The following is a 19,773-nucleotide window of genomic DNA, read 5'->3' as shown; positions in this document are numbered from 1 at the left end:
TTGCCACGAATGTGCTTAACGGGCCGTCAACTGCATGCTGCTAGGCGGGAATCACGATGGGCGCATTGTGCGCTCGCCATGGATCACGAAACGGAAGCGGCGCTTGATCGATTATTTCGCCCTTGCCCTTGGCCACGGACTTCTGATCGTCGCGCTGCTGCGGCTGATGGCGCGCGACGAGTTGGACGAGGAAGTGCTGGCACCGGAACCGACGACGGCCCCCGTTGCCGAGCCGGACGAGCCGCGCCGTTATCGCTCGGGAAACCGGGTCAGGCGATGATCGATCTCGTTTTCCTTGCCTTCATCGGCTTCGTGTTGGTGCTCGGACTGAAGCGCCCGTTTTTCTGGGTGCTGGCCTATGCCTATATCGACATCCTTGCGCCGCAGAAGATCGGTTACGGCATCATCCAGTCGGTCCCGGTCTCGCTGATTGCCTTTGTCGCGGCGTTTGGCGGCTGGCTTCTTCTGGACGGGAAGAAGGGTGCACGCTTTTCGCTGCGCCAGGCGCTGATGCTGGCTCTGCTGGCATATTGTGCCTGGACCACTTCGCGGGCGGATTTCCCGATTGAAGCGCTCGAGAAATGGGAGTGGGTGTGGAAGGCGTTGGTGTTCGCGATCTTCCTGCCGCTGACCCTGACGACGCGACTGAGGATCGAGGGGCTGGCGCTGGTCATGACGCTGACGGTGGCGACTATCGTGGTCAGCGCGGGCATCAAGACTGTGCTTGGTGGGGGCGGCTATGGCGGGCTCTACCTGTTCGTGAACAACAACAGCGGCATCTACGAGAGCTCGACACTGGCGACCGTCGCCATTGCCATGATCCCGGTGATCCTGTGGTTCGTGCGCTTCGGCTCGATCTTTCCGCCCGACTGGCGGGTCAAGACCTTCGCCTATGCGCTGATCTTCGCCAGCCTGCTGATCCCGATCGGGACCGAGGCGCGCACCGGACTGCTGTGCATCGCCGCGCTCGGCCTGCTGATGCTGCGCGACGTCAAGCAGCGCGTGCTCTACATGATTGCCGGGGCGACCCTTGGCCTGGCAGCCCTGCCGTTCCTCCCGCAAAGCTATTACGAGCGCATGGCGACGATCACCGGGCACCAGGGAGACCAGTCGGCCTCGACCCGCCTCGCCGTGTGGGAATGGACCATCGAGTTCGCCGAGGAGCGCCCGCTTGGCGGCGGGTTCGACGCCTATCGCGGAAACAAGTTCGCCTACGACATGCCGGTCGTCGAGGTGCAGGGGAACACCCAGCTGATCGAAAACCGCGAGGTTGTCGATGAAGGGCGCGCCTATCATTCGGCGATCTTCGAAATGCTCGGCGAGCAGGGCTGGCCCGGCCTGATCCTGTGGCTGTGGCTGCATGCACTGGGGATCATCCACATGGAGAAGATCCGGCGACGCTGGAAGGACCGGGTCGGGGAGGGTAACCAGTGGCAGGCGCCGTTCGCTGCCGCACTCCAGATGGCGCAGATAATCTATCTTGTCGGTTCGCTGTTCCAGGGCATTGCCTACCAGCCCTTCATCCTGATGTTGCTTGGCCTGCAGATCGGGCTGTGGAACTACCTCAAGCGGATCGAGACGCCGGAAAAGGTGCCGATTACTGAGCGGCGCCCTCGCGGAGGCGCTGGCGCGCAGCCCACCGTTCCGAGCCCCATCGCGCCACCAGCGCATCGACGGCCGAGCGTTTCTCGCCCTTGAGCGCGCCATAGCGGGTGCAGCTTCGGCTTGCCTCGAAGCAGGCCTCTTCGCGGTCGAAGCGGAGCGAGACAATTCCGTGGTGCTGGTCAGTCATGCCGATCGCGGTCGGCTCATCGAGCGTTCCAACATGCATGAAGGGGGCAAACTGCCGGGCGGAAGGCAGTTTGGCGCCGAGCAGGCCATGCAGGATGCGGCGGTAGTCGCTGATCGCGATGGGCGCGGTGACCTGGTCGAGCGGGCGATTGCTGGCGAGGAAGGTGCCGTACTGCAGGCGGTCGATCATGTGTCCATGGCCCAGGAAACCCTCCTCGAACAGCGCTTCGCCATGATCGCCGCTGACCAGCAGGATGGTGTTGTCCCACTGCCCCAGCTCCTTCAACTGATCGACGATCTGGCCGAGGGCGGCATCCGCATGCGCCACCGCGTTCCAATAGGTCAGCCGCACGCGCTCCGCATTCTCGGCGCCGATCTCGCCGCGTTCGATCGGCGGATGCGCGAAGCGTTCGGGAACGCCGGGATGATGGTAGGGGAAGTGCGGCGACTGGAAGTTGAGATAGACGAACTGGGGTTTGGCCCACTGGCTCTTCTCGCCCAGCGCCTTGGCGAACTCGCCGGTCACGACCGCTTCGTCGACCAGCAGTGAGCCTTGCGCTGCGAAGCTGAAGGCGCGCTGCTCCTTGAGCGCTTCGGCATCCACGAAGCGATCGGCCAATTCGCGCATTCCGACCGCTTCCGAGATGCCGCCGAAATCCTCTGGCTGGCCGGAGAAGACGGAGATGCCGTAGCCGCTCTGCTTGAGCTCGCGAAACAGGCTGGGCGCGCCCGGTGCGACCTCGATCGCTCCAGCAAAGATCGATTTCAGCGAGCCGGTGGTAAACCCGATATGGCTGAAACTCGGGACTATTGCGCCGCCCTGGGCCACCACGGCTTCGAGGTTCGGCGCGACCGGCTTGCGGTCGATGCGTTTGCCGATCGCGTCCCAGCGGGTGCTTTCGAGGATCACGATCACGACGTGCGGTTGGTCGCCTGCTACCGGCGTCAGCGGTAGCGGGGCCGGCACCGGCACCAGCTCGAGGTCGCCGCCATAGCCGTCCTCGTCCACGCCATTGCCCGGAATGTCGAGCGCCAGCGGATGGCGCGCGCCGTCGAAGGGGTGGGTGTCGATGCTCCTGCCCGCAAGGCCATAGCCATCGCCATCGAAATCGGTGGTCGCGGCGAGCGCGGAGGAGGCACCCTGCCAGACCAGCATCCGGCCCAGCCCCTTGGTCGCGTCGCCACCGAATTGCGGGACGATGAAGAGCGCGGCGAGGAAGGCGGCCCAGGCCAGACCCACATGCCGCTTGCGCAGCGGACCGGCGGGCGCGCGGTCACCCGCCGTCGCAATACGCCGCACCAGCCTGGCGAGCCCCCACCACAGCGCAATCACGATTGCTACCGCACCCAGGCCCAGCGCGATCTCGTTCTTGGCGAACAACAGCGCGTCGGTCGCGCTGCCTCCGCCCAATTGCTTGAGCAAGGCGAAGCTTACGGCATCGCTGAAATAGGAATGGAGCTGGTATTGAACATTGAGCGCGATCAGGCTCAGCCCGCCATAGAGAAAGGCAAAATGCACGACCGTGACGGACGAACCTGAATCGCGGGCAATCCACTTGGCGATAACCCATGCCAGGAGGGCCGCCGCCAGCTGCGAGAGGACGTAGCCGATCGCAAAGATCGCCAGTTCGGATGGGGTGTCGACCGCCTGCGACTGGCCGAACCCGCCCGTGAACACCCCGTATTTGCGGTCTGCAACTAGCAGTTCGGCCGCACTTACCGCCAGCACAACCAGCGGAACCGCGAGCCGCGGCCTCAGCGATCGGTCGAACAATCCTGCGAGCATCGCCCCTTCCCTCACACCGCCCAATATCGCGAATGCGCCCGCGTCAGCCATAGCGGGCGGCGGTTAATGCACGGTCACGCGCAAGTAGGGCCGAAATTGAAGCTTTCCCAAGCCCGCCAAGCCGTAACGGCAAGTTGACGTAAACGGAAACTTGATTGCGCTCTTGGCTCCGATGCGCCATGAGTCCCGCGACAACGCGCGCCGGAGTCGCGCGATTTCGAACGCACAGATTTAGGAGAGGCGCATGACCCCGCAGGAATTGGCAGCAAAGACCGGCGAAAACATCGGCACCAGCGAGTGGGTCGAAATGAGCCAGGACCGCATCAACCAGTTCGCCGATGCGACCGGCGACCACCAGTTCATCCATATCAACGAAGAAGCGGCCAAGATGACGCCCTTCGGCGGAACGATCGCCCACGGCTTCCTGACGCTCTCGATGATCCCCTATCTCTCGGCCAACAGCGACATACCGAAGATCGACGGCGTGAAGATGGGCGTAAACTACGGTGGCAACAAGACGCGCTTCATTTCGCCCGTCCGCTCGGGCAAGCGTATCCGCGGCCACTGGAAGCTCGTCGAGATGGTCGAGAAGCGCCCCGGCCAGTGGCAACAGACCGCCGAGATCACCATCGAGATCGAAGGCGAGGACAAGCCCGCACTGATCTGCGAATGGATCACGCAGTTCTTCGTCTGATCCCAGGCGCCCGGCCTCGCCCGGGCGCATCCCCTCCCCAGGGATACGGACCCTCGAAACAATTTGAAGGAATACCCCATGTCACGTGACGCAGTCATCGTCTCCACCGCCCGCACCGGAATGGGCAAGGCTTACAAGGGCGCATTCAATTCGACGCCCGGTGCGACGCTCGGCTCCTATGCCCTCGCGCCCGCCATCGAGCGGGCCGGCATCGAAGCGGGCGAGGTCGATGACGTGATCTGGGGTGCAGCGCTCCAGCAGGGCGCCCAGGCGGGAAATCTCGGGCGCCAGGTCGCCTTGCGCGCCGGCTGCCCGATCACCACCAGCGGCATGACGATCGATCGCCAGTGCTCCTCGGGCCTCATGACGATCGCGACCGCTTCGAAGCAGGTCGTGATGGACCGGATGGATGTGGTTGCCGCAGGCGGCCAGGAGTCGATCAGCCTCGTGCAGACACCCGAAATGCGCGTCATGCCCGACAAGTCGCTGATGGCGATGCACGGCGCGATCTACATGCCGATGCTCCAGACGGCCGAAACGGTTGCGCAGCGTTACGGCATCAGCCGCGAGGCGCAAGACGAGTACAGCCTGCAGTCGCAGCAGCGCACGGCTGCCGCGCAGGAAGCGGGCTTGTTCGGCGACGAGATCGTCTCGGTCAGCACCACGCATATGGTCAAGGACAAGGAGACCGGCGAAGTCTCCGAACAGGACGTGACCATCGCCAAGGACGAGGGCAATCGTCCATCGACCACGCTCGAAGGCCTGGCTTCGCTCCAACCGGTGCTCGGCCCAGGCACCACGATTACCGCGGGCAATGCCAGCCAGTTGTCGGACGGTGCGGCTGCAGTGGTGGTGATGGAAGGCGCCGTTGCCGCTCAGAAGGGTCTCACCCCGCTTGGCCGCTGCATCGGCATGGCGGTTGCCGGGACCGAACCCGACGAGATGGGCATCGGCCCGGTCTTTGCCATTCCCAAGCTGCTCAAGCGCTTCGATCTCTCGATCGACGATATCGACCTGTGGGAGCTCAACGAGGCCTTCGCGGTTCAGGTGCTCTATTGCCGCGACAAGCTTGGCATCGACAACGACAAGCTCAACGTCAACGGCGGCTCGATCTCGATCGGCCACCCCTATGGCATGACTGGGGCGCGCTGCGTCGGTCACATCCTGCGCGAAGGTCAGCGCCGCAAGGCGAAATACGGCGTCGTCACTATGTGCGTCGGCGGCGGCATGGGTGCAGCGGGCCTGTTCGAGATTTTCTGATGCGCCTTAAGTCTCCTCGGATCGAGCCGGTCGACATGGATCGGCTCGACGAGGAGCAGCAGACTGTGCTCGCACCCCTCACCAATCCCGACAACATGGTCGGGGGCGGCAAGGTGCTGAATATCTTTCGCACGCTCGCCCATGCGCCAAAGGGGCTCGCAGCCTTCCTCGGCTGGGGCAGCTATATCCTGTCGCGCCGCAACAGCCTGCCGCCACGCGAACGCGAGATCGTGATCCTGCGCACGGGTTGGCTGTGCCGGTCGGGTTACGAGTTCGCCCAGCATACGCGGATCGGCAAGCTCTGCGGCCTCAGCGATGATGAGGTGGCGCGAATCAAGCGAGGCCCCGATGCCGAGGGGTGGACTCCGCTCGAGCGCGCGATGCTGCGCGCCTGCGACGAGCTCGTTACGGACCACCATGTCAGCGATGCGACCTGGGACGACCTGTCCGAACTCGGTACTAAGGGGCGCGTGGATCTGGTGATGACGGTGGGCCAGTACACCCAGGTTTCGATGATGCTGAACAGCTTTGGGGTGCAGCTCGAGGAGGGCGACATGGCCGATCCGGACCTGACGCCAAGCTAGCCTGGAGTTTACAAATAGCTGGCGGGATTGCCGTTTTCGGCATTTGCGCGCATTCTCCCGGGCGGAGAGGACGCGACAATGGGCATCATGGAAATCATCGGGATCGCGGGAAGCGTCAGCCTGCTGTCAGGCTGGCGGCTCTATCTCTGCATCTTCGCGACGGGCCTGGCGATGCGGCTCGAAGCGCTGCCGATCCCCGAACACCTCGCTTCGCTGGGCGTGCTCGCCAACCCGTGGGTGATGGGTATCGCCGCGCTCGGCGCACTGGCGGAGTTCTTCGCCGACAAGGTGATGTGGCTCGACAGCATTTGGGACACGGTCCACACGCTGGTCCGCCCGGTCGGCGGCGCATTGCTCGCGCTCGCCATTGTCGATCCGTCCGATCCGGCGATGCAGGTGGTTGCCTTCCTCCTCGGCGGCGGGGCAAGCCTCGCCGCGCATGCGGGCAAGGCGGGGACACGCGCTGCGGTCAATGCCAGCCCTGAACCGGTCAGCAATATCGCGGTTTCGACGGCCGAGGATGTCGCGACCGTGGGCCTACTCTGGGCGGCCTACGAATATCCCTACATCGCGGCCGGTATCGCACTGGTCCTGCTGGGTCTGACCATCTGGCTCATTCTTGCTTTGCGGCGCTTGATCCGCGGCTTCTTCAATCCGCGACCCAAGGAACCGCCGCCAGCATCGTAGCCGCCTTTCTGTTTTTTGCCGGATAGAGGGCTAAGCCGTCCCCCGCTTGGTCGCCTCCCACGCGCGGCCATCCAGTACGACCAGTCCCAGCGCAATGATTGCCATGCCGGTGATCTCGTTGGGGGATAGCTGCTCTGCAAGAAAGGTGGTGCCGAGTGCGATCGCCGAAACCGGAATGAGGAATGTGACGAGCAGGAGGTTGGTCGCGCCTGCTTGCGCCAGCAGCCGGAAATAGAGGACGTAGGCGAGCGCGGTCGAGAACAGCGCCAGTCCGAGCAACGCCAGCATGGCTGCGATCCCGGGCATCGCCATCTGGCCGGGACGGTCGATCAGGATGGCGACCGGAGCGAGGAAGACCGCCGACGCAGAGAGTTGTCCTGCGGCGACCATCACCGGGTCGACTCCGTAGTCGCGAAACCGCCGGCCGAATGCCCCCGCGAAAGCATAGGAAATCGCGGCAAGCAGGATTGCTGCCTGCGCCATGGTGCTCGCACCCAATCCGCCGAGAGCGTCGCTGCCGATCAGAACTACTACGCCGACGAAACCGATCGCCACGCCTGTGATCTTGGCAGGGCCGGGACGTTCATCCGGTAACCAGAGCGCAGCGACAAGGACCGCGAACAGCGGTGTCGTCGCGTTGAGGATTGAAGCCAACCCGGAAGAGATCTCGGTCTGACCCCAGGCGATCAGGCTGAACGGGATGAGGTTGTTGAGCAGGCCCATGATTGCGAATGCCAGCCAGATTCTCGGTTGCAGGGCGAGCGGGCGCCGGGTCACTAGGAGAAACACCCATAGGCAGGTTGCGGCGATCGTGACCCTGCCCAGCACAAGCGTCAATGGAGGAAGATCAACCAGGATCGCTTCGACGAAGAAAAACGAGCCTCCCCAGAGCATCGAGAGGAGCACCAGCATCGCCCATTGCGCCTTGGTCATCCGGATATCGATCATGCTCGCTTGCCCTTCCGCTACCGGCAAAGGGTATAAAGAGGCGCATCGCGATGCGTCCCGGAACTTGCGCTCAATGTTTGTGAACGGCCGTCCGCCGATCAACCGTGCTTGGCGATGAATTCCTCGACCACCGGGGCGACCTTGGTGCGCCAGCGGCTGCCGTTGAAGATGCCGTAGTGCCCAGCACCCTCGGCCATGTAATACCGCTTTTTCTTCTTTGAGAGGCCGGTAGCGAGATCGAGCGCGGCCTTGGTCTGGCCGAGCCCCGAGATATCATCGCGCTCGCCTTCGACGGCCAGCAGGGCAGTCTCGGTAATAGCCCCGAGATCGACGATCTCGCCCTTGTGGCGGAACTCGCCATTGGGGATCGAGTGCTTCTGGAAGACCTCCTCGACCGTCTGGAGGTAGAATTCCGCGGTCATGTCGCAGACGCTGCGGTACTCGTCGTAGAAATCCTTGTGCGCCTGCGCGCTGTCGCCATCGCCCACGGTCAGATGCTTGAACATCTCGTAATGGCTCATCATGTGGCTGCCGAGGTTCATGCTCATGAAACCGGCGAGTTGCAGGAAGCCCGGGTAGACGCGCCGCCCGGCGCCGCGATGGTTCATCGGCACGGTTGCGATCACCGTCTGGCGGAACCATTCGATCGGGCGTTCCATGGCGAGGTCGTTGACCGAAGTCGGGCTTTCGCGCGTATCGATCGGGCCGCCCATCATGGTGAGGGTCGCGGGAGCGGCGGGATCGTCATGCAGGTTCATCAATGCGGTTGCGGCGAAAGCCGGAACCGAAGGCTGGCACACCGCCATCATGTGCGGGCGCTTGCCGCCGCCGCCGGCATGGATGAACTGGAGGAACTCGATCAGGTAATCGATGTAGTCGTCGAGGTCGAAACTCCCCTCGTGCAAGGGCACGGTCTTCGCGTCGGCCCAATCGGTGATGTAGACCTCGTTCGTCTCCACCATCTTTTCGACCGTCCCGCGCAGCAGCGTGGCGTAATGCCCGCTCATCGGGGCGACGATCAGAAGCTTGGGCGCGTTTTCGGGCAGCCCCTCGCGGTGGAAGCGCTTGAGGTCGCCGAACGGGCGGTTGACCACCGTCGCCTCTTCAACCGGATATCTCTTGCCCTCGATCTCGACGAACTCGATGCCGAAAGCCGGCTTGCCATAGGTCGCCGTCGCATGGGCAAACACTTCGAGCGCGCTGGCTGCCATCGGACCAAGGCCGAGATAAGCCATCGGATTGGCCGGATTGGTCATCAGTTCGGCACTGATCGAGGCCCAGGCGCTGGCGCCGTTCAACCAACTGCGCTGCAGTTCGTATGCGTGATAAAGCAAGACATTCCCCTGTTGCGACGTCGTATGCGCGCGCCTCTTCCGTGCGCTTGAACGAGGGAGACTGACGCGTTGACGGTCATTGTGCAATGCACAAAATGCGCAAAAGTGCCCTTTTCATCGCCTATTTGTGGATTTGCGGGGTGAAATTCATGAGCCTGGGGGCTACCTGACAGCGCAATGGACGGAAATTCCGAGGAACTGGAGGCGGCTGAGCCGCAGGGCGGATTCTTCGCTCGCCGCAAGGAGCGGCGCGCGGGCAAGCCGGCGCGCACGCTCGGGCCGCTCAAGATGATCTATCGCGAGGCGGCCAAGTATCCGACGCAAATTGCCCTCGCCTTCCTCGCGCTCTTGACCACCGCAGGCGCCACATTGGCGATCCCGTGGCGGTTCAAGGTGATCATAGACGAGGCGTTCAGCGGTGCCGCAGGGCAGGAACAGATCGCGCATGCCTTCCAGTACTTGCTGATGATCGTGGTCGTGCTCGGCCTGGGCACGGCGCTGAGGTTCTACTTCGTGAGCTGGATCGGCGAGCGTGTCGTGGCGGATATCCGCAAGAAGGTGCAGAGGAATCTCCTCCGGCTGGCGCCGGGCTTCTACGAAGAGAACAGCCCGAAGGAGATCTCTAGCCGGATGACGAGCGACACCTCGATCATCGAGCAGGTTGTCGGAACAACGGTCTCGATCGCGCTGCGTAACACGCTGATGGCGATCGGCGGCACGGCGTTGTTGCTTTACCTGGCGCCGACCCTGACCCTGGGGCTGTTGATCGGCATCCCGGTAGTGATCCTGCCGATCATGGTGTTCGGGCGGCGCATCCGGTCTGTCTCCCGCACCAGCCAGGACCGGGTCGCCGACGTTGGCGCGATGGTCACCGAGGTGCTGTCGGGCATGAAGATCGTGCAGGCTTTCAACCAGGAAGCGCGCGAAGAAGAACGCTTCGGCGACGTGGCCGAACGGACCTTCGAGACGGCACGCAAACGCATCCTGTTGCGCGCGATCATGACCTCGATCGTCATTCTGCTGATCTTCGGCGGAATCACCCTGGTCATGTGGCGCGGTGCGATCGCAGTGACGGAGGGGACGATTTCCGGCGGCACGATCTTCGCCTTCGTCCTGACCGGCGGACTTGTCGCAGGCGCGTTCGGCGCGCTGACCGAAGTATATGGCGACCTGTTGCGGGGCGCCGGCGCGGCCAGCCGCCTCAACGAGCTGCTTAATGCCAAGCCCGATATCGCGCCGCCCGAGCGGCCCGAGGCGCTGCCGCTTCCCCCGCGCGGCAGCCTGTCGTTTCGCAACGTCACGTTCCGATATCCGACCCGGCCCGAGACGGCGGCGCTCAAGGATTTCACGCTCGAGGTCGAACCCGGCGAGACGGTGGCGATCGTCGGCCCTTCGGGTGCGGGCAAGTCGACCATCTTCCAGCTGGTCGAGCGGTTCTATGACCCGCAGGCAGGGACGATCCGGCTCGACGGCGTACCCCTGACCAAGGCCGATCCGGCCGAAATCCGTCAACGGATAGCCTTCGTCCCGCAGGATGGCGTGCTGTTCAGCGCCAATGCTCGCGACAATTTGCGCTACGGCAATTGGGAAGCGGATGACGAGGCGATCTGGGAGGCGGCGCGCGCGGCGAACGCCGAGAGCTTCCTGCGCGATCTGCCCGAAGGTCTCGACACTTACCTTGGCGAGAGCGGAACCCGCCTGTCGGGCGGCCAGCAACAGCGCATTGCCATTGCGCGCGCCCTGCTGCGCGATGCGCCGATCCTGCTCCTCGACGAAGCGACCAGCGCGCTCGATGCCGAGAGCGAGCAATTCGTCCAGCAGGCGCTCGAGCGGCTGATGGAACACCGCACCACGCTGGTCATTGCGCATCGCCTGGCAACGGTGCGCGCGGCCGATCGCATTGTCGTGCTCGACGATGGCCGGATCGTCGAACAGGGAACGCATGCGGAGCTCAGCCAGGCCGGCGGGCTCTATGCGCGACTTGCGAAACTCCAATTTGCCGCTACCGAGGCGGCCTGAGCCAAACATCTGAAGGCGCGAGCCCGCTTCCATGACATTCCTGCAATTGCTGCTGATCGCCATTGTCCAGGGGATCTCGGAGTTTCTTCCGATCTCGTCCTCGGGTCACCTGATCCTGATCCCCCACCTCACCGATTTTCCGGACCAGGGGCCGATGATCGATGTGGCGGTTCATGTCGGGTCGCTGCTGGCGATCATCATCTATTTCTGGCGCGATGTTATGGGGCTGGCGCGCGGCGGCTTCGCGACGGTTGGGCTGGCCGACGATCCGCTCCAGCGGCGACTGTTCCTGTGGGTGCTCGTCGGCACCATCCCGGCGGTGGTGGTCGGATTGTTCCTCAAGATGGGCGGCTACCTGGAGAGCTTCCGGAGCACCGATCTCGTTGCCATCAACCTCATCGTCTACGGGCTGCTCCTCGGCGCGGCTGATCGTTGGGGGCGGCAGGAGAAGAAATTCGAGGATCTCACCTTCCGCGACGCGGTTCTTGTCGGGCTGGCCCAGGCCCTCGCGCTTATTCCGGGGACGAGCCGTTCGGGTTCGACCATGACGATGGCACGTTTTCTCGGCTACGGCCGTGTCGAAGCTGCCCGCTTCTCCTTCCTCCTGGCCATGCCTGCCGTGGCCGGCGCCGGCCTGCTGGCGGCCCTCGATCTCGCGGAAGCTTCGCAGGCCATGCAACTCGACGCGCTGATCGCGGGAGGACTTACCTTCCTCGCCGCGTTTGCCACGATGGCCTTCCTGATGAACTTTCTCAAAAAGGCGTCGATGCTCGTTTTCGTGATCTATCGTGTCGCGCTCGGTATCATTCTCCTTGCGTTGTTCTAAACCACAACGGTTCATCGCAAATCTGGAACCAATTGCACTGCAAGCTTGTTGTACCGACTAAACCGAGTTGGAAGAAAGCATGGCACTCATTTTGCTGATCGTGATCGGCGCCATTCTGGGATGGCTGGCATCGATCATCACACGCACCGAAGATCGCAACGGTATCCTAACGGATGCCGCTGCGGGCGTCATCGGTTCCCTGCTGGCGGGCCTGCTCGTCAACAAGGGCTCGATCATCGGTGGCCTCAGCGCGACTGCACTGCTCGCAGCGGTTGCCGGAGCGGTAGTGCTCCTGGCCGCACTCACTCTTTATCAGAGGCATCGGGCGAACGCCTGAGCGGGTCCACCTTACGACATCAATCAGGGTCAGGGGATGTTTCCTACCGCTGTCCCAATTTCAAGAAGGGGAAAGTAAATGAAGTTCACTATGAAGAGCGCCGCGTTCGCTTCGGTTGCCGCTATGGGTCTTGCTCTCGCAGCATGCGACAGCCCGGCTGAAGAAGCTGCCGAAGAACAGGCTGAAGCCATGGAAGACACGGCTGATGCGATGGAAGACGCCGGTGCGATCACCGACGAGCAGGCCGATGCCATGGAAGCCCAGGCTGACGACATCGAAGACGCTGCCGAAGGCGACACCGACGCGCTGACCGAAGGCGTGGAAGAAGCCGTCAACTAAGCGGCCGATCCAATCGGATTAGAAGCCGGCTCGGGAGCGATCCCGGGCCGGTTTTCTTTTTGGCTTGGTTCAGACGGGTCTTGCCCCGCTACCCCGACCGCCGCGCAGCCAGTATTCCTGGGTGCCGCGGTGCAGCACATTGTCGACGTCGATCACCGCCGAATTGGCGTAGGTGAAACTCGGCGCAAGGCTGCGGTAAAGCCGGTCGAAATCGCGTTCCACCGTCTGCCGGTAGAGATCTTCGAAGCTTTCGATGACGAAATAGGTCGGCTGCAGGTCGCTGATTACGTAGTCGGTGCGCATGACCCGGTCGACATTGAGCATGATGCGGTTGGGGCTTTCGGCTTCGACTGAGAATACGGCCTCGGTCGGCCCGGAAAGGATGCCCGCACCATAGGCACGAATATCGTCGGGCGCTTCCTCGATCAGTCCGAACTCGACCGTGTACCAATAGAGTGCGCCGAGCGCCTTCAAGTGGTTGTAGCGCATCGCCTTCCACCCGGCGCGGCCATATTCCTGCATGTAATCGGCATAGACCGGATCGGTCAGCATCGGGACATGGCCGAAGACATCGTGAAAGACGTCAGGTTCCTGGATGTAGTCGAAGGTCTCGCGCGTGCGGATGAAATTGCCCGCCGGGAAGCGGCGATTGGCGAGGTGCCAGAAGAACACGTGATCGGGGATCAGCATCGGCACGGGAACCACCGTCCACCCGGTGAGGGCCGACAGATCCTCGCTGAGCTTGCCGAATTCGGGAACGCCGCCGCGATTGAGATTGAGCTTCTGCAGGCCGGCCATGAAGGCGCTCGCTGCGCGGCCGGACAGCACATCCATCTGGCGCGCGAACAGGTCGTTCCAGATATCGTCTTCCTCGGACGAATATTCGGTCTGCTTGGGCTCGAGCCAGTCCTCCCCAACATGCGCGGGTTTCTTGAGCGGCGCGGTAAAGACATCGGCCGGCAATTCGGGCAGGATGGAATAGTCCTGCTGTGGTTCTGCGATCGTAGCCATAGTTTCAATTGCAACCATATCACGCGCTTTGCCGCGTGACAATTCGGGAGATGGGCGTGGCCGGCGACGAAGGCAAGTTGAAGCGTAAGCAATATGAGGACCTGCTCGAACCGCTCGAACTGGAGCTTGTCGCGATGGCGCGCTGGGCCAAGGCGACCGGCGCGCGAATCGTGGTCCTGTTCGAAGGGCGTGATACCGCGGGCAAGGGCGGCGCGATCCGCGCCGTGAGCCAGCGGCTCAATCCGCGCCAGTGCCGCGTAGTGGCCCTGGGCAAACCGACCGATGCGGAGCAGAGCCAGTGGTACTTCCAGCGCTATGTCGACCACCTGCCCAGCGCAGGCGAGATCGTGCTGTTCGACCGCAGCTGGTACAACCGCGCCGGGGTGGAGAAAGTGATGGGCTTCGCGTCAGAAGAGCAGGTCGATGCCTTCCTCAAGCAGGCGCCGAGTTTCGAGCGGCAATTGGTCGACGATGGCATCCTGCTGTTCAAATACTGGCTCACCACCGACCAGGAAAACCAGGAGGAACGGCTGGCCGAACGGCTCGAGGATCCGCTCAAGCGCTGGAAACTCTCCCCGATCGACCTCGCCGCCCGCGAGCAATACCAGGCCTATACCAAGGCGCGCGAGGCGATGCTCAAGGCGACGCACAGCGAATGGGCGCCGTGGACCTTGGTCGATTTCAACGATCAGAAGCGCGGGCGCCTGACATTGATCCGCGACCTGCTCGACCGACTGCCTGATACGCATATCGATCCGCCGCCGCTGGAGTTTCCCGAGCTGGGTCATGCGGCGCTGAAGGAGACCTATGGGGTGATTGAGCCGATCGAAAGCTATCCCGTGAACGTCGACTAGAACGTCGCGTTGGCCTTCACGCACTGCCTTCCGTCGCTCGCGAAGGTGCCGAGTTCAACGCCGTCGTCGCCCCGACGCATGGCGAGGTGAAGCACCTCATCTGCGATCGCCGGGCTGACTGCGCGGAAGCTGAAGCTCTTGAGCTTGTTCTCGCCCAGCTCGCGCGCCGCCAGCTGCAGCAGGAGGCTGGCCATCAACGGGCCATGCACCACCAGCCCACGGTAACGCTCGACATCGCGCGCATAGGGGAGGTCGTAATGAATCCTGTGGGTGTTGAACGTCAGCGCCGAGAATCGGAACAGCAGCCGCGGATCGGGCGTGACGATTGTGTGCGCGTCCCATGCAGTGATGTCGAATGTGCCCTGCCCCAGACCCGGCGGGCTCATCGGCGCGTCGGGCGACACGCTGTCGCGGTAGACCAACGTCTGCGTCTCGCGCACTGCCTCCGCGCCATCAGCCGAGGTCACGTGCTCGACGTCGACGAAGCCCAGCTTGCCGGTCGAGCCTTCCTTCTCGGCGATTGAGGCGATGCGGCTGACGCGTTTGATCTCCGTGCCGACACGGATCGGGGCAAGGAAGGCGATATTACTCGCCGCCCACATCCGGCGTGGCAGCGGGATCGGCGGGAAGAAGCTGGTCGCACTATCGTCGCGCCGGGGATGTCCATCCTCCCCAAGTGCAGATTGCGGCGCTTCGGGAGTGCAGAGGCACAGATGAATGCCCTGCGGCATGATACCGTCTACGGGCGGGGAAAGATCGAATGTGCCGCACCACCGCCGTGCGAGCGCAGGATCGAGCACGTCCTCTTGGACCAGTTCGCGACCGATCCAGGCATCCCAGTCGCTCATGGCTAGGCCGCCCGTTCGAAAATCGCGGCGATGCCCTGCCCCCCCCCGATGCACATGGTTTCGAGGCCGTAGCGCACCTCGCGTCGGTGCATTTCGGCGGCCATGTCGGCAAGAATACGTCCGCCGGTCGCTCCGATCGGATGCCCCAGCGAAATGCCCGAACCGTTGACGTTGAGCATGTCGCGGCGACTGTCACCCGCGGACCAGCCCCAGCCCTTGAGCACCGCGAGCACCTGCGGCGCGAAGGCCTCGTTGAGTTCGACCAGGCCAATGTCGTCCCAGCCCATGCCGGTGCGCGCGAACAGGCGCTCGACGGCTGGCACGGGGCCGATGCCCATGCGGCTCGGATCGCAGCCCGCGGCCGCCCAGCCGCGGAACCAGAGCGACGGCTCCAGGCCCATTTCCTCGAGCTTGTCCTCGGCCACGACGAGGCAGGCTGCCGCGGCGTCGTTCTGCTGGCTGGCGTTGCCCGCGGTGACGATGGCATCGGGATCGCGCTTGAGATCGATCGCGCGCAAGGCGCCGAGCGATTCCATACTGGCATCGGCGCGATAGCCCTCGTCATGGTCGAACACCACCGGATCGCCGCGCCGCTGCGGAATCTCGACCGGCACGAGGTGATCGGCGAATTTGCCTTCTTCCCACGCCTTGGCTCCATTCTGGTGGCTACGCACGGCAAAGGCATCGGCCTCCTCGCGTGTGATCGCGTAATCCTTGGCGAGGTTCTCCGCAGTCTCGATCATGCCGGTGATCACCCCGAAGCGCTCGATCGGCTGGCTCATCAGCCGCCCGCGCGAGAGGCGGTCGTGCAAGGTCATGTCGCCCATGCGCACGCCGCCGCGCAGGTCGGTGGTGTAGTGCTCGACATTGGACATGCTCTCGCAGCCGCCTGCGACCACGACATCGGCCATGCCGGTTTCGACCATCATCGCGGCGGTCGCCACCGCCTGCACGCCCGAGCCGCAGCGGCGGTCGAGCTGGAAGCCTGGCACTTCGAGCGGCAGTCCGGCCGCCAGCCAGCTCCAGTGGCCGATGGCAGGCGCCTCGGCATTGCCGTAGCCCTGGCTGAAGACGACGTCGTCGACCCGCTCAGGATCGATCCCGCTGCGCTCGACCAGCGCCTTGAGGATGACCGCCCCGAGCGCCCCTGCATCGAGCGGCGCGAGCGAGCCGAGGAACTTGCCCACCGGCGTGCGCAGGGGAGAAACGATGGCGGCGCGTCTGGTCATCTTGATTCCTTGTCACTGGTGGCGACTGTTCCGGCGTCGATCAGCTTGCCGATAGCGCCCGACGACAGCCCCAGCTTTTGCGCAAGCACCTCTTCGCTGTGCTGGCCCAAATATGGCGCGGGCGCGGGATCGCCGGCGTGCTTCTCGGGCATATGCGCAAAGCTGCGCGTGGCGGGATAGGCAAAGCCCGAGGGGTTGGCGGGCGATGGCCCGAACAGCGGGTTGTCATCGATCAGCACCGGATCGTTCGCCGCCTCGTGCATCGTACGATAGCGTTCGAAGGTGCAGCCCTGCGCAGCCATGCGGGAGGCAAGCTCGTCATAGTCCCGTTCCTCCGCTGCCTGCTGGAACAGGTCGAACAATCGGTGGCGGTGTTCGAAGCGCGGGCGGTCGCCAGCGGCAAAGTTCGCTCCGACCTCGGCCTCGAGCGCGGCGATCTCCTCTGCTAGTTCGAAGGCGGCGACGAGGCCATCCCACTGCTTAGCGGTGAGCGCGGCCACCATGAATCGCTTGCCGTCGCGGCTGCGGAAATCGCGCCCGAAGGCGCCCCAGATGGCATTGCCGAGCCGTTCGCGGTCGGCGCCGCGATAGAGCATCTCCGCCATAGCTCCGGAATTGGCCATGGTGCCGATCGCGACGTCACCCAATGGAATGCGCACTTCGCTCCCTTCGCCGGTCGCGTCGCGATGGCGCAGTGCGGCGAGCAGGGCGAAGGCGCCATAGGCGCCGGTGATGAAATCCCAGGCGGGCAGCACCTGGTTGACCGGCGGCGCGGTCTTGTCATCCCACTCCTCCGGCCCGCACATCAGCGGATAGCCGCTGGCGGCGTTGACCGTGAAATCCATCGCCTGCCGTCCGTCGTGCCAACCCATGATCCGCAGCGAGACCATGTCCGGGCGGCCGTCAGCCATGGCCGCGTGGCTAAGGAAACTTTTCTCGGGCAGGTTGGTCACGCATTGCCCCGTCTTTCTCGCGAGTTCGACGCACAGCTCGCGTCCCTCTGCGCTCCGCAGGTCGAGCGCGACCGATTTCTTGGCGCGGTTGAGGTTCTCCCAGCTCAGCGAGCGCCCCTCTTTCGTCAGCAAGTAGCGATCGTAGTCGAGCCCTCCCGCCTTGTGGTCGACGCGGATCACCTCGGCCCCCATTTGCGCGCAATAAAGCCCGATGGTGGGCGAGGCGACGAAGCTCGAGACTTCGATGACGCTGAGGTCGCTGAGCAGCTTGTACACGCGCCAGCCTCAGCCGTGTTCCGCTGCCCAGTCGCGCAGCATATGCTTGGCGATCTGGAGCTGGAGGATTTGCGTGGTGCCCTCGTAGATGCGGTAGATGCGGGCATCGCGGAAGAACCGCTCGGCATCGTATTCGGCAAGGTAACCCGCGCCGCCGTAGATCTGCACAACGCGGTCGACCACGCGCCCGCACATCTCGCTGGCGAAGACCTTGAAGGCGGCGGCCTTGCGCAGGATGTTCTCGCCGCGGTCGGCGCGCGCCGTGACATCCGCCATCATGCATTCGGCGGCGTAAATCTCGGTCTCGCTCTCGGCGAGCATCTGCTGGATCAGCTGGAAGTTGGCGATCGGCTCGCCAAAGGCCTTGCGCTCGTTGGCATAGCGCAGCGCGCTGTCGAGTGCGCGGCGAGCATAGCCGGTCGAGGCCGCGCCGACCGAAATGCGGCCATTGTCGAGGCTCTTCATCGCGAAGATGAAGCCCAGGCCCGTCTCGCCGCCGAGCAGCGCTTCGCCGCTCACGTGGACGTCATCGAGCATGACATCGGAAATATGCGAACCGGACTGGCCCATCTTCTTGTCGGGACTGCCGGTCGAAACGCCCGGCGTGTCCATCGGCACGATGAAAGCGCTGACATGTGCGTTCTTGGGCAAATTGTCCTTCTCGGTGCGCGCCATGATCAGCCCGACCGAGGCATGCGGCGCATTGGTGATGTAGCGCTTGGTCCCGTTGAGGATCCAGCCATTGCCGTCGGGATCGGGGCGGGCCGAGGTCTGCATTGCAGCGCTGTCGGATCCGCTGCCCGGTTCGGTCAGGCCGAAGCAGGCGATCTCGCCAGCGGCGATACGCGGCCACCATTCGGCCTTCTGCGCCTCGGTGCCACCATTCTTGATCGCCGAGTTGAACATGCCGACATTGATCGAGAAGATCGAACGATAGGCGGGCGCGGCATAGGCCATCGTCTTCACGACCTGCGCATATTGCGAGGTGTTGAGCCCTGCCCCGCCAAATTCCTCGGGCACGGTCAAGCCGAACAGGCCCATGTCCTTCATTTCCTGCAGGATGGCGTCGGGGATGCGGTCGTTCTCGATCACCTCCTTTTCGGCGGGGATGAGCCGCTCGCGCACATAGCGCTCGAGCTGGTCGATGAACTGTTCGAAGATCTCGGGGTCCATCCCGCTGTCGGCCATGTGCTCTTTCCTTGCGTTGGTGTGGCTCGAACTAACCGGCATCCGGCGGCGCGTCGCCTGCCTCGACTTCGGGAGGCTTGGGGGCTTCGTCCGCGCCCGTATCGGGCAGGGCCTCTTCGGGGAGGCGGCGTTGCTCGATCATCTCTGCCGCCTCGTCTAGCGCGCGCGCCTCCCCCACGGTCACGCCGCCCGGGCCGGGGTCATTGTCGGCGGGCCCGCAGGCGGCGAGGGCCAACAGCGACATGGCGAGCGAGGCAGGGATGCGTTGCTTCATGCAATCGACCATAGCGAGCCCGACAAAAAGAAAAAGCCGACGAATCGAATAGGGGAGCATGTCCCCACCCGATCCGCCGGCCTTCGGAATTCGCGAGCCGCCAGCGCGGCGCAGTGCTTATTCGGTTGCCGCTGCCTCGGCTGCTTCTGCTGCGGCAGCAGCATCGGCAGCGACATCGGCGGCGGCTTCTGCCGCTGCGTTGGCCTCGTCGACGCTGACATTGGTGTCGTCTTCTTCGGCGACGGCATTGGCATCAGCATCGGCCACCGGCTCTTCGGTCACACCTTCGAGCGCCTCGTCGGCGGGCATTTCAACCGTGTCGGCAGTGGCTTCGGTCGAAGCGTCGTCTGCGCTGCCACATGCGGCGAGCGCCAGCGAAGCGGCGGACACGGCCAGCAGCGCGGAAAACTTCTTCATTGCATAATCTCCTGGTTTCTTCCGGCAGCGAGGTCCGGACCGGGAGGGCATACAATGGGGTTTTCGGCTGCGCCAAGTAAAATTGCGGCAAAATTGCGACCAAGCGAGCCTTATCAGC

Annotated in this window: 21 protein-coding genes; 11 read left to right on the top strand and 10 right to left on the bottom strand. The window is 63.9% G+C overall.

The window, feature by feature from the left end; all coding sequences use genetic code 11:
• Positions 1 to 103: 103 nt before the first annotated feature.
• The gene (locus P7228_RS05300; RefSeq protein WP_278017173.1) at positions 104 to 280 is read left to right on the top strand and encodes a hypothetical protein; all 177 of its coding nucleotides are present in this window, start codon (positions 104 to 106) and stop codon (positions 278 to 280) included.
• Entirely contained in the window at positions 277 to 1,698 is a 1,422-nt protein-coding gene (locus tag P7228_RS05295) for a DUF5935 domain-containing protein (RefSeq protein WP_278017172.1), read from the top strand. The genes P7228_RS05300 and P7228_RS05295 overlap by 4 nt, the downstream gene beginning before the upstream one ends.
• Here P7228_RS05295 and P7228_RS05290 read toward each other — a convergent pair.
• Complete coding sequence (locus tag P7228_RS05290; protein ID WP_278017171.1) at positions 1,598 to 3,577, bottom strand: sulfatase-like hydrolase/transferase; 1,980 nt, start codon at positions 3,575 to 3,577, stop codon at positions 1,598 to 1,600. The two genes, P7228_RS05295 and P7228_RS05290, sit on opposite strands and share 101 nt — an antisense overlap.
• Before the next feature lie 244 nt (positions 3,578 to 3,821).
• On the opposite strand from P7228_RS05290, the gene P7228_RS05285 reads away from it, so the two are divergent.
• The 4 genes from P7228_RS05285 to P7228_RS05270 all read left to right on the top strand — a co-directional run bounded on the left by P7228_RS05285 (position 3,822) and on the right by P7228_RS05270 (position 6,802).
• Positions 3,822 to 4,271, top strand: coding sequence for a MaoC family dehydratase (locus P7228_RS05285; protein WP_278017170.1), 450 nt, complete (start codon positions 3,822 to 3,824; stop codon positions 4,269 to 4,271).
• 78 nt (positions 4,272 to 4,349) lie between these two features.
• On the top strand, positions 4,350 to 5,531 hold the full coding sequence (locus P7228_RS05280) for an acetyl-CoA C-acyltransferase (RefSeq protein WP_278017169.1): 1,182 nt from the start codon (positions 4,350 to 4,352) through the stop codon (positions 5,529 to 5,531).
• Positions 5,531 to 6,115: a carboxymuconolactone decarboxylase family protein gene (locus P7228_RS05275; RefSeq protein ID WP_278017168.1), complete on the top strand. Its 585-nt coding sequence runs from the start codon at positions 5,531 to 5,533 to the stop codon at positions 6,113 to 6,115. The genes P7228_RS05280 and P7228_RS05275 overlap by 1 nt, the downstream gene beginning before the upstream one ends.
• Before the next feature lie 78 nt (positions 6,116 to 6,193).
• The gene (locus P7228_RS05270; RefSeq protein ID WP_278017167.1) at positions 6,194 to 6,802 is read left to right on the top strand and encodes a DUF4126 domain-containing protein; all 609 of its coding nucleotides are present in this window, start codon (positions 6,194 to 6,196) and stop codon (positions 6,800 to 6,802) included.
• Between the two features lie 30 nt (positions 6,803 to 6,832).
• Here the strand turns inward: P7228_RS05270 and P7228_RS05265 are convergent, their stop codons facing one another.
• Together P7228_RS05265 and P7228_RS05260 are read right to left on the bottom strand one after the other, a co-directional pair.
• Positions 6,833 to 7,750 (bottom strand): DMT family transporter, encoded by a 918-nt coding sequence (locus P7228_RS05265; protein WP_278017166.1) that lies wholly within the window; start codon positions 7,748 to 7,750, stop codon positions 6,833 to 6,835.
• Positions 7,751 to 7,848: 98 nt separating this feature from the next.
• A complete protein-coding gene (locus P7228_RS05260; protein WP_278017165.1) occupies positions 7,849 to 9,084 on the bottom strand; it encodes a polyhydroxyalkanoate depolymerase in 1,236 nt (411 codons plus the stop codon).
• Between the two features lie 177 nt (positions 9,085 to 9,261).
• Here P7228_RS05260 and P7228_RS05255 point away from each other — a divergent pair, with 177 nt between their 5' ends.
• The 4 genes from P7228_RS05255 (at position 9,262) to P7228_RS05240 (ending at position 12,605) form a co-directional block, all read left to right on the top strand.
• Positions 9,262 to 11,103, top strand: a complete 1,842-nt coding sequence (locus P7228_RS05255) for an ABC transporter transmembrane domain-containing protein (protein ID WP_278017164.1) — start codon at positions 9,262 to 9,264, stop codon at positions 11,101 to 11,103.
• Between the two features lie 31 nt (positions 11,104 to 11,134).
• A complete protein-coding gene (locus tag P7228_RS05250; protein WP_278017163.1) occupies positions 11,135 to 11,929 on the top strand; it encodes an undecaprenyl-diphosphate phosphatase in 795 nt (264 codons plus the stop codon).
• Positions 11,930 to 12,008: 79 nt separating this feature from the next.
• On the top strand, positions 12,009 to 12,266 hold the full coding sequence (locus tag P7228_RS05245; protein ID WP_278017162.1) for a GlsB/YeaQ/YmgE family stress response membrane protein: 258 nt from the start codon (positions 12,009 to 12,011) through the stop codon (positions 12,264 to 12,266).
• 78 nt (positions 12,267 to 12,344) lie between these two features.
• Positions 12,345 to 12,605: a hypothetical protein gene (locus P7228_RS05240; RefSeq protein ID WP_278017161.1), complete on the top strand. Its 261-nt coding sequence runs from the start codon at positions 12,345 to 12,347 to the stop codon at positions 12,603 to 12,605.
• A 69-nt stretch (positions 12,606 to 12,674) separates the two neighbouring features.
• Here the strand turns inward: P7228_RS05240 and phhA are convergent, their stop codons facing one another.
• The gene (gene phhA / locus P7228_RS05235; protein WP_278017160.1) at positions 12,675 to 13,616 is read right to left on the bottom strand and encodes a phenylalanine 4-monooxygenase; all 942 of its coding nucleotides are present in this window, start codon (positions 13,614 to 13,616) and stop codon (positions 12,675 to 12,677) included.
• A gap of 56 nt (positions 13,617 to 13,672) precedes the next feature.
• Between phhA and ppk2 the strand changes: the two genes are divergently transcribed.
• The gene (ppk2, locus tag P7228_RS05230; RefSeq protein ID WP_430732500.1) at positions 13,673 to 14,470 is read left to right on the top strand and encodes a polyphosphate kinase 2; all 798 of its coding nucleotides are present in this window, start codon (positions 13,673 to 13,675) and stop codon (positions 14,468 to 14,470) included.
• On the opposite strand, the gene P7228_RS05225 is transcribed toward ppk2, so the two are convergent.
• The 6 genes from P7228_RS05225 to P7228_RS05200 form a co-directional block, all read right to left on the bottom strand.
• The gene (locus tag P7228_RS05225; protein ID WP_278017159.1) at positions 14,467 to 15,318 is read right to left on the bottom strand and encodes an HTD2 family dehydratase; all 852 of its coding nucleotides are present in this window, start codon (positions 15,316 to 15,318) and stop codon (positions 14,467 to 14,469) included. The two genes, ppk2 and P7228_RS05225, sit on opposite strands and share 4 nt — an antisense overlap.
• Positions 15,319 to 15,320: 2 nt before the next feature.
• A complete protein-coding gene (locus tag P7228_RS05220) occupies positions 15,321 to 16,547 on the bottom strand; it encodes an acetyl-CoA C-acetyltransferase (protein WP_278017158.1) in 1,227 nt (408 codons plus the stop codon).
• The gene (locus P7228_RS05215) at positions 16,544 to 17,776 is read right to left on the bottom strand and encodes a CoA transferase (RefSeq protein ID WP_278017157.1); all 1,233 of its coding nucleotides are present in this window, start codon (positions 17,774 to 17,776) and stop codon (positions 16,544 to 16,546) included. The genes P7228_RS05220 and P7228_RS05215 overlap by 4 nt, the downstream gene beginning before the upstream one ends.
• Before the next feature lie 9 nt (positions 17,777 to 17,785).
• Complete coding sequence (locus P7228_RS05210) at positions 17,786 to 18,964, bottom strand: acyl-CoA dehydrogenase family protein (protein ID WP_278017156.1); 1,179 nt, start codon at positions 18,962 to 18,964, stop codon at positions 17,786 to 17,788.
• 31 nt (positions 18,965 to 18,995) lie between these two features.
• Positions 18,996 to 19,238, bottom strand: coding sequence for a hypothetical protein (locus P7228_RS05205; protein WP_278017155.1), 243 nt, complete (start codon positions 19,236 to 19,238; stop codon positions 18,996 to 18,998).
• A gap of 117 nt (positions 19,239 to 19,355) precedes the next feature.
• Positions 19,356 to 19,655 carry a hypothetical protein gene (locus tag P7228_RS05200; protein WP_278017154.1) on the bottom strand — a complete coding sequence of 100 codons (300 nt, stop codon included), beginning with the start codon at positions 19,653 to 19,655 and terminating at the stop codon, positions 19,356 to 19,358.
• Between the last annotated feature and the right edge of the window lie 118 nt (positions 19,656 to 19,773).

This window comes from Altererythrobacter sp. CAU 1644 (assembly GCF_029623755.1).
Taxonomy (GTDB): Bacteria; Pseudomonadota; Alphaproteobacteria; order Sphingomonadales; family Sphingomonadaceae; genus Erythrobacter; species Erythrobacter arenosus.
This window is presented reverse-complemented; position numbering and strand designations above follow the sequence as displayed.

Bases quoted from the DNA above. Each gene is read 5' to 3' on its own strand.
- P7228_RS05285 (WP_278017170.1), top strand. From the start codon at position 3,822: ATGACCCCGCAGGAATTGGCAGCAAAGACCGGCGAAAACATCGGCACC.
- P7228_RS05295 (WP_278017172.1), top strand. From the start codon at position 277: ATGATCGATCTCGTTTTCCTTGCCTTCATCGGCTTCGTGTTGGTGCTC.
- P7228_RS05200 (WP_278017154.1), bottom strand. From the start codon at position 19,655: ATGAAGAAGTTTTCCGCGCTGCTGGCCGTGTCCGCCGCTTCGCTGGCG.
- P7228_RS05240 (WP_278017161.1), top strand. From the start codon at position 12,345: ATGAAGTTCACTATGAAGAGCGCCGCGTTCGCTTCGGTTGCCGCTATG.
- P7228_RS05210 (WP_278017156.1), bottom strand. From the start codon at position 18,964: ATGGCCGACAGCGGGATGGACCCCGAGATCTTCGAACAGTTCATCGAC.
- P7228_RS05220 (WP_278017158.1), bottom strand. From the start codon at position 16,547: ATGACCAGACGCGCCGCCATCGTTTCTCCCCTGCGCACGCCGGTGGGC.
- P7228_RS05205 (WP_278017155.1), bottom strand. From the start codon at position 19,238: ATGAAGCAACGCATCCCTGCCTCGCTCGCCATGTCGCTGTTGGCCCTC.
- P7228_RS05275 (WP_278017168.1), top strand. From the start codon at position 5,531: ATGCGCCTTAAGTCTCCTCGGATCGAGCCGGTCGACATGGATCGGCTC.
- P7228_RS05225 (WP_278017159.1), bottom strand. From the start codon at position 15,318: ATGAGCGACTGGGATGCCTGGATCGGTCGCGAACTGGTCCAAGAGGAC.
- P7228_RS05290 (WP_278017171.1), bottom strand. From the start codon at position 3,577: ATGCTCGCAGGATTGTTCGACCGATCGCTGAGGCCGCGGCTCGCGGTT.
- P7228_RS05270 (WP_278017167.1), top strand. From the start codon at position 6,194: ATGGGCATCATGGAAATCATCGGGATCGCGGGAAGCGTCAGCCTGCTG.
- P7228_RS05250 (WP_278017163.1), top strand. From the start codon at position 11,135: ATGACATTCCTGCAATTGCTGCTGATCGCCATTGTCCAGGGGATCTCG.
- P7228_RS05245 (WP_278017162.1), top strand. From the start codon at position 12,009: ATGGCACTCATTTTGCTGATCGTGATCGGCGCCATTCTGGGATGGCTG.
- phhA (WP_278017160.1), bottom strand. From the start codon at position 13,616: ATGGCTACGATCGCAGAACCACAGCAGGACTATTCCATCCTGCCCGAA.
- P7228_RS05265 (WP_278017166.1), bottom strand. From the start codon at position 7,750: ATGATCGATATCCGGATGACCAAGGCGCAATGGGCGATGCTGGTGCTC.
- P7228_RS05280 (WP_278017169.1), top strand. From the start codon at position 4,350: ATGTCACGTGACGCAGTCATCGTCTCCACCGCCCGCACCGGAATGGGC.
- P7228_RS05255 (WP_278017164.1), top strand. From the start codon at position 9,262: ATGGACGGAAATTCCGAGGAACTGGAGGCGGCTGAGCCGCAGGGCGGA.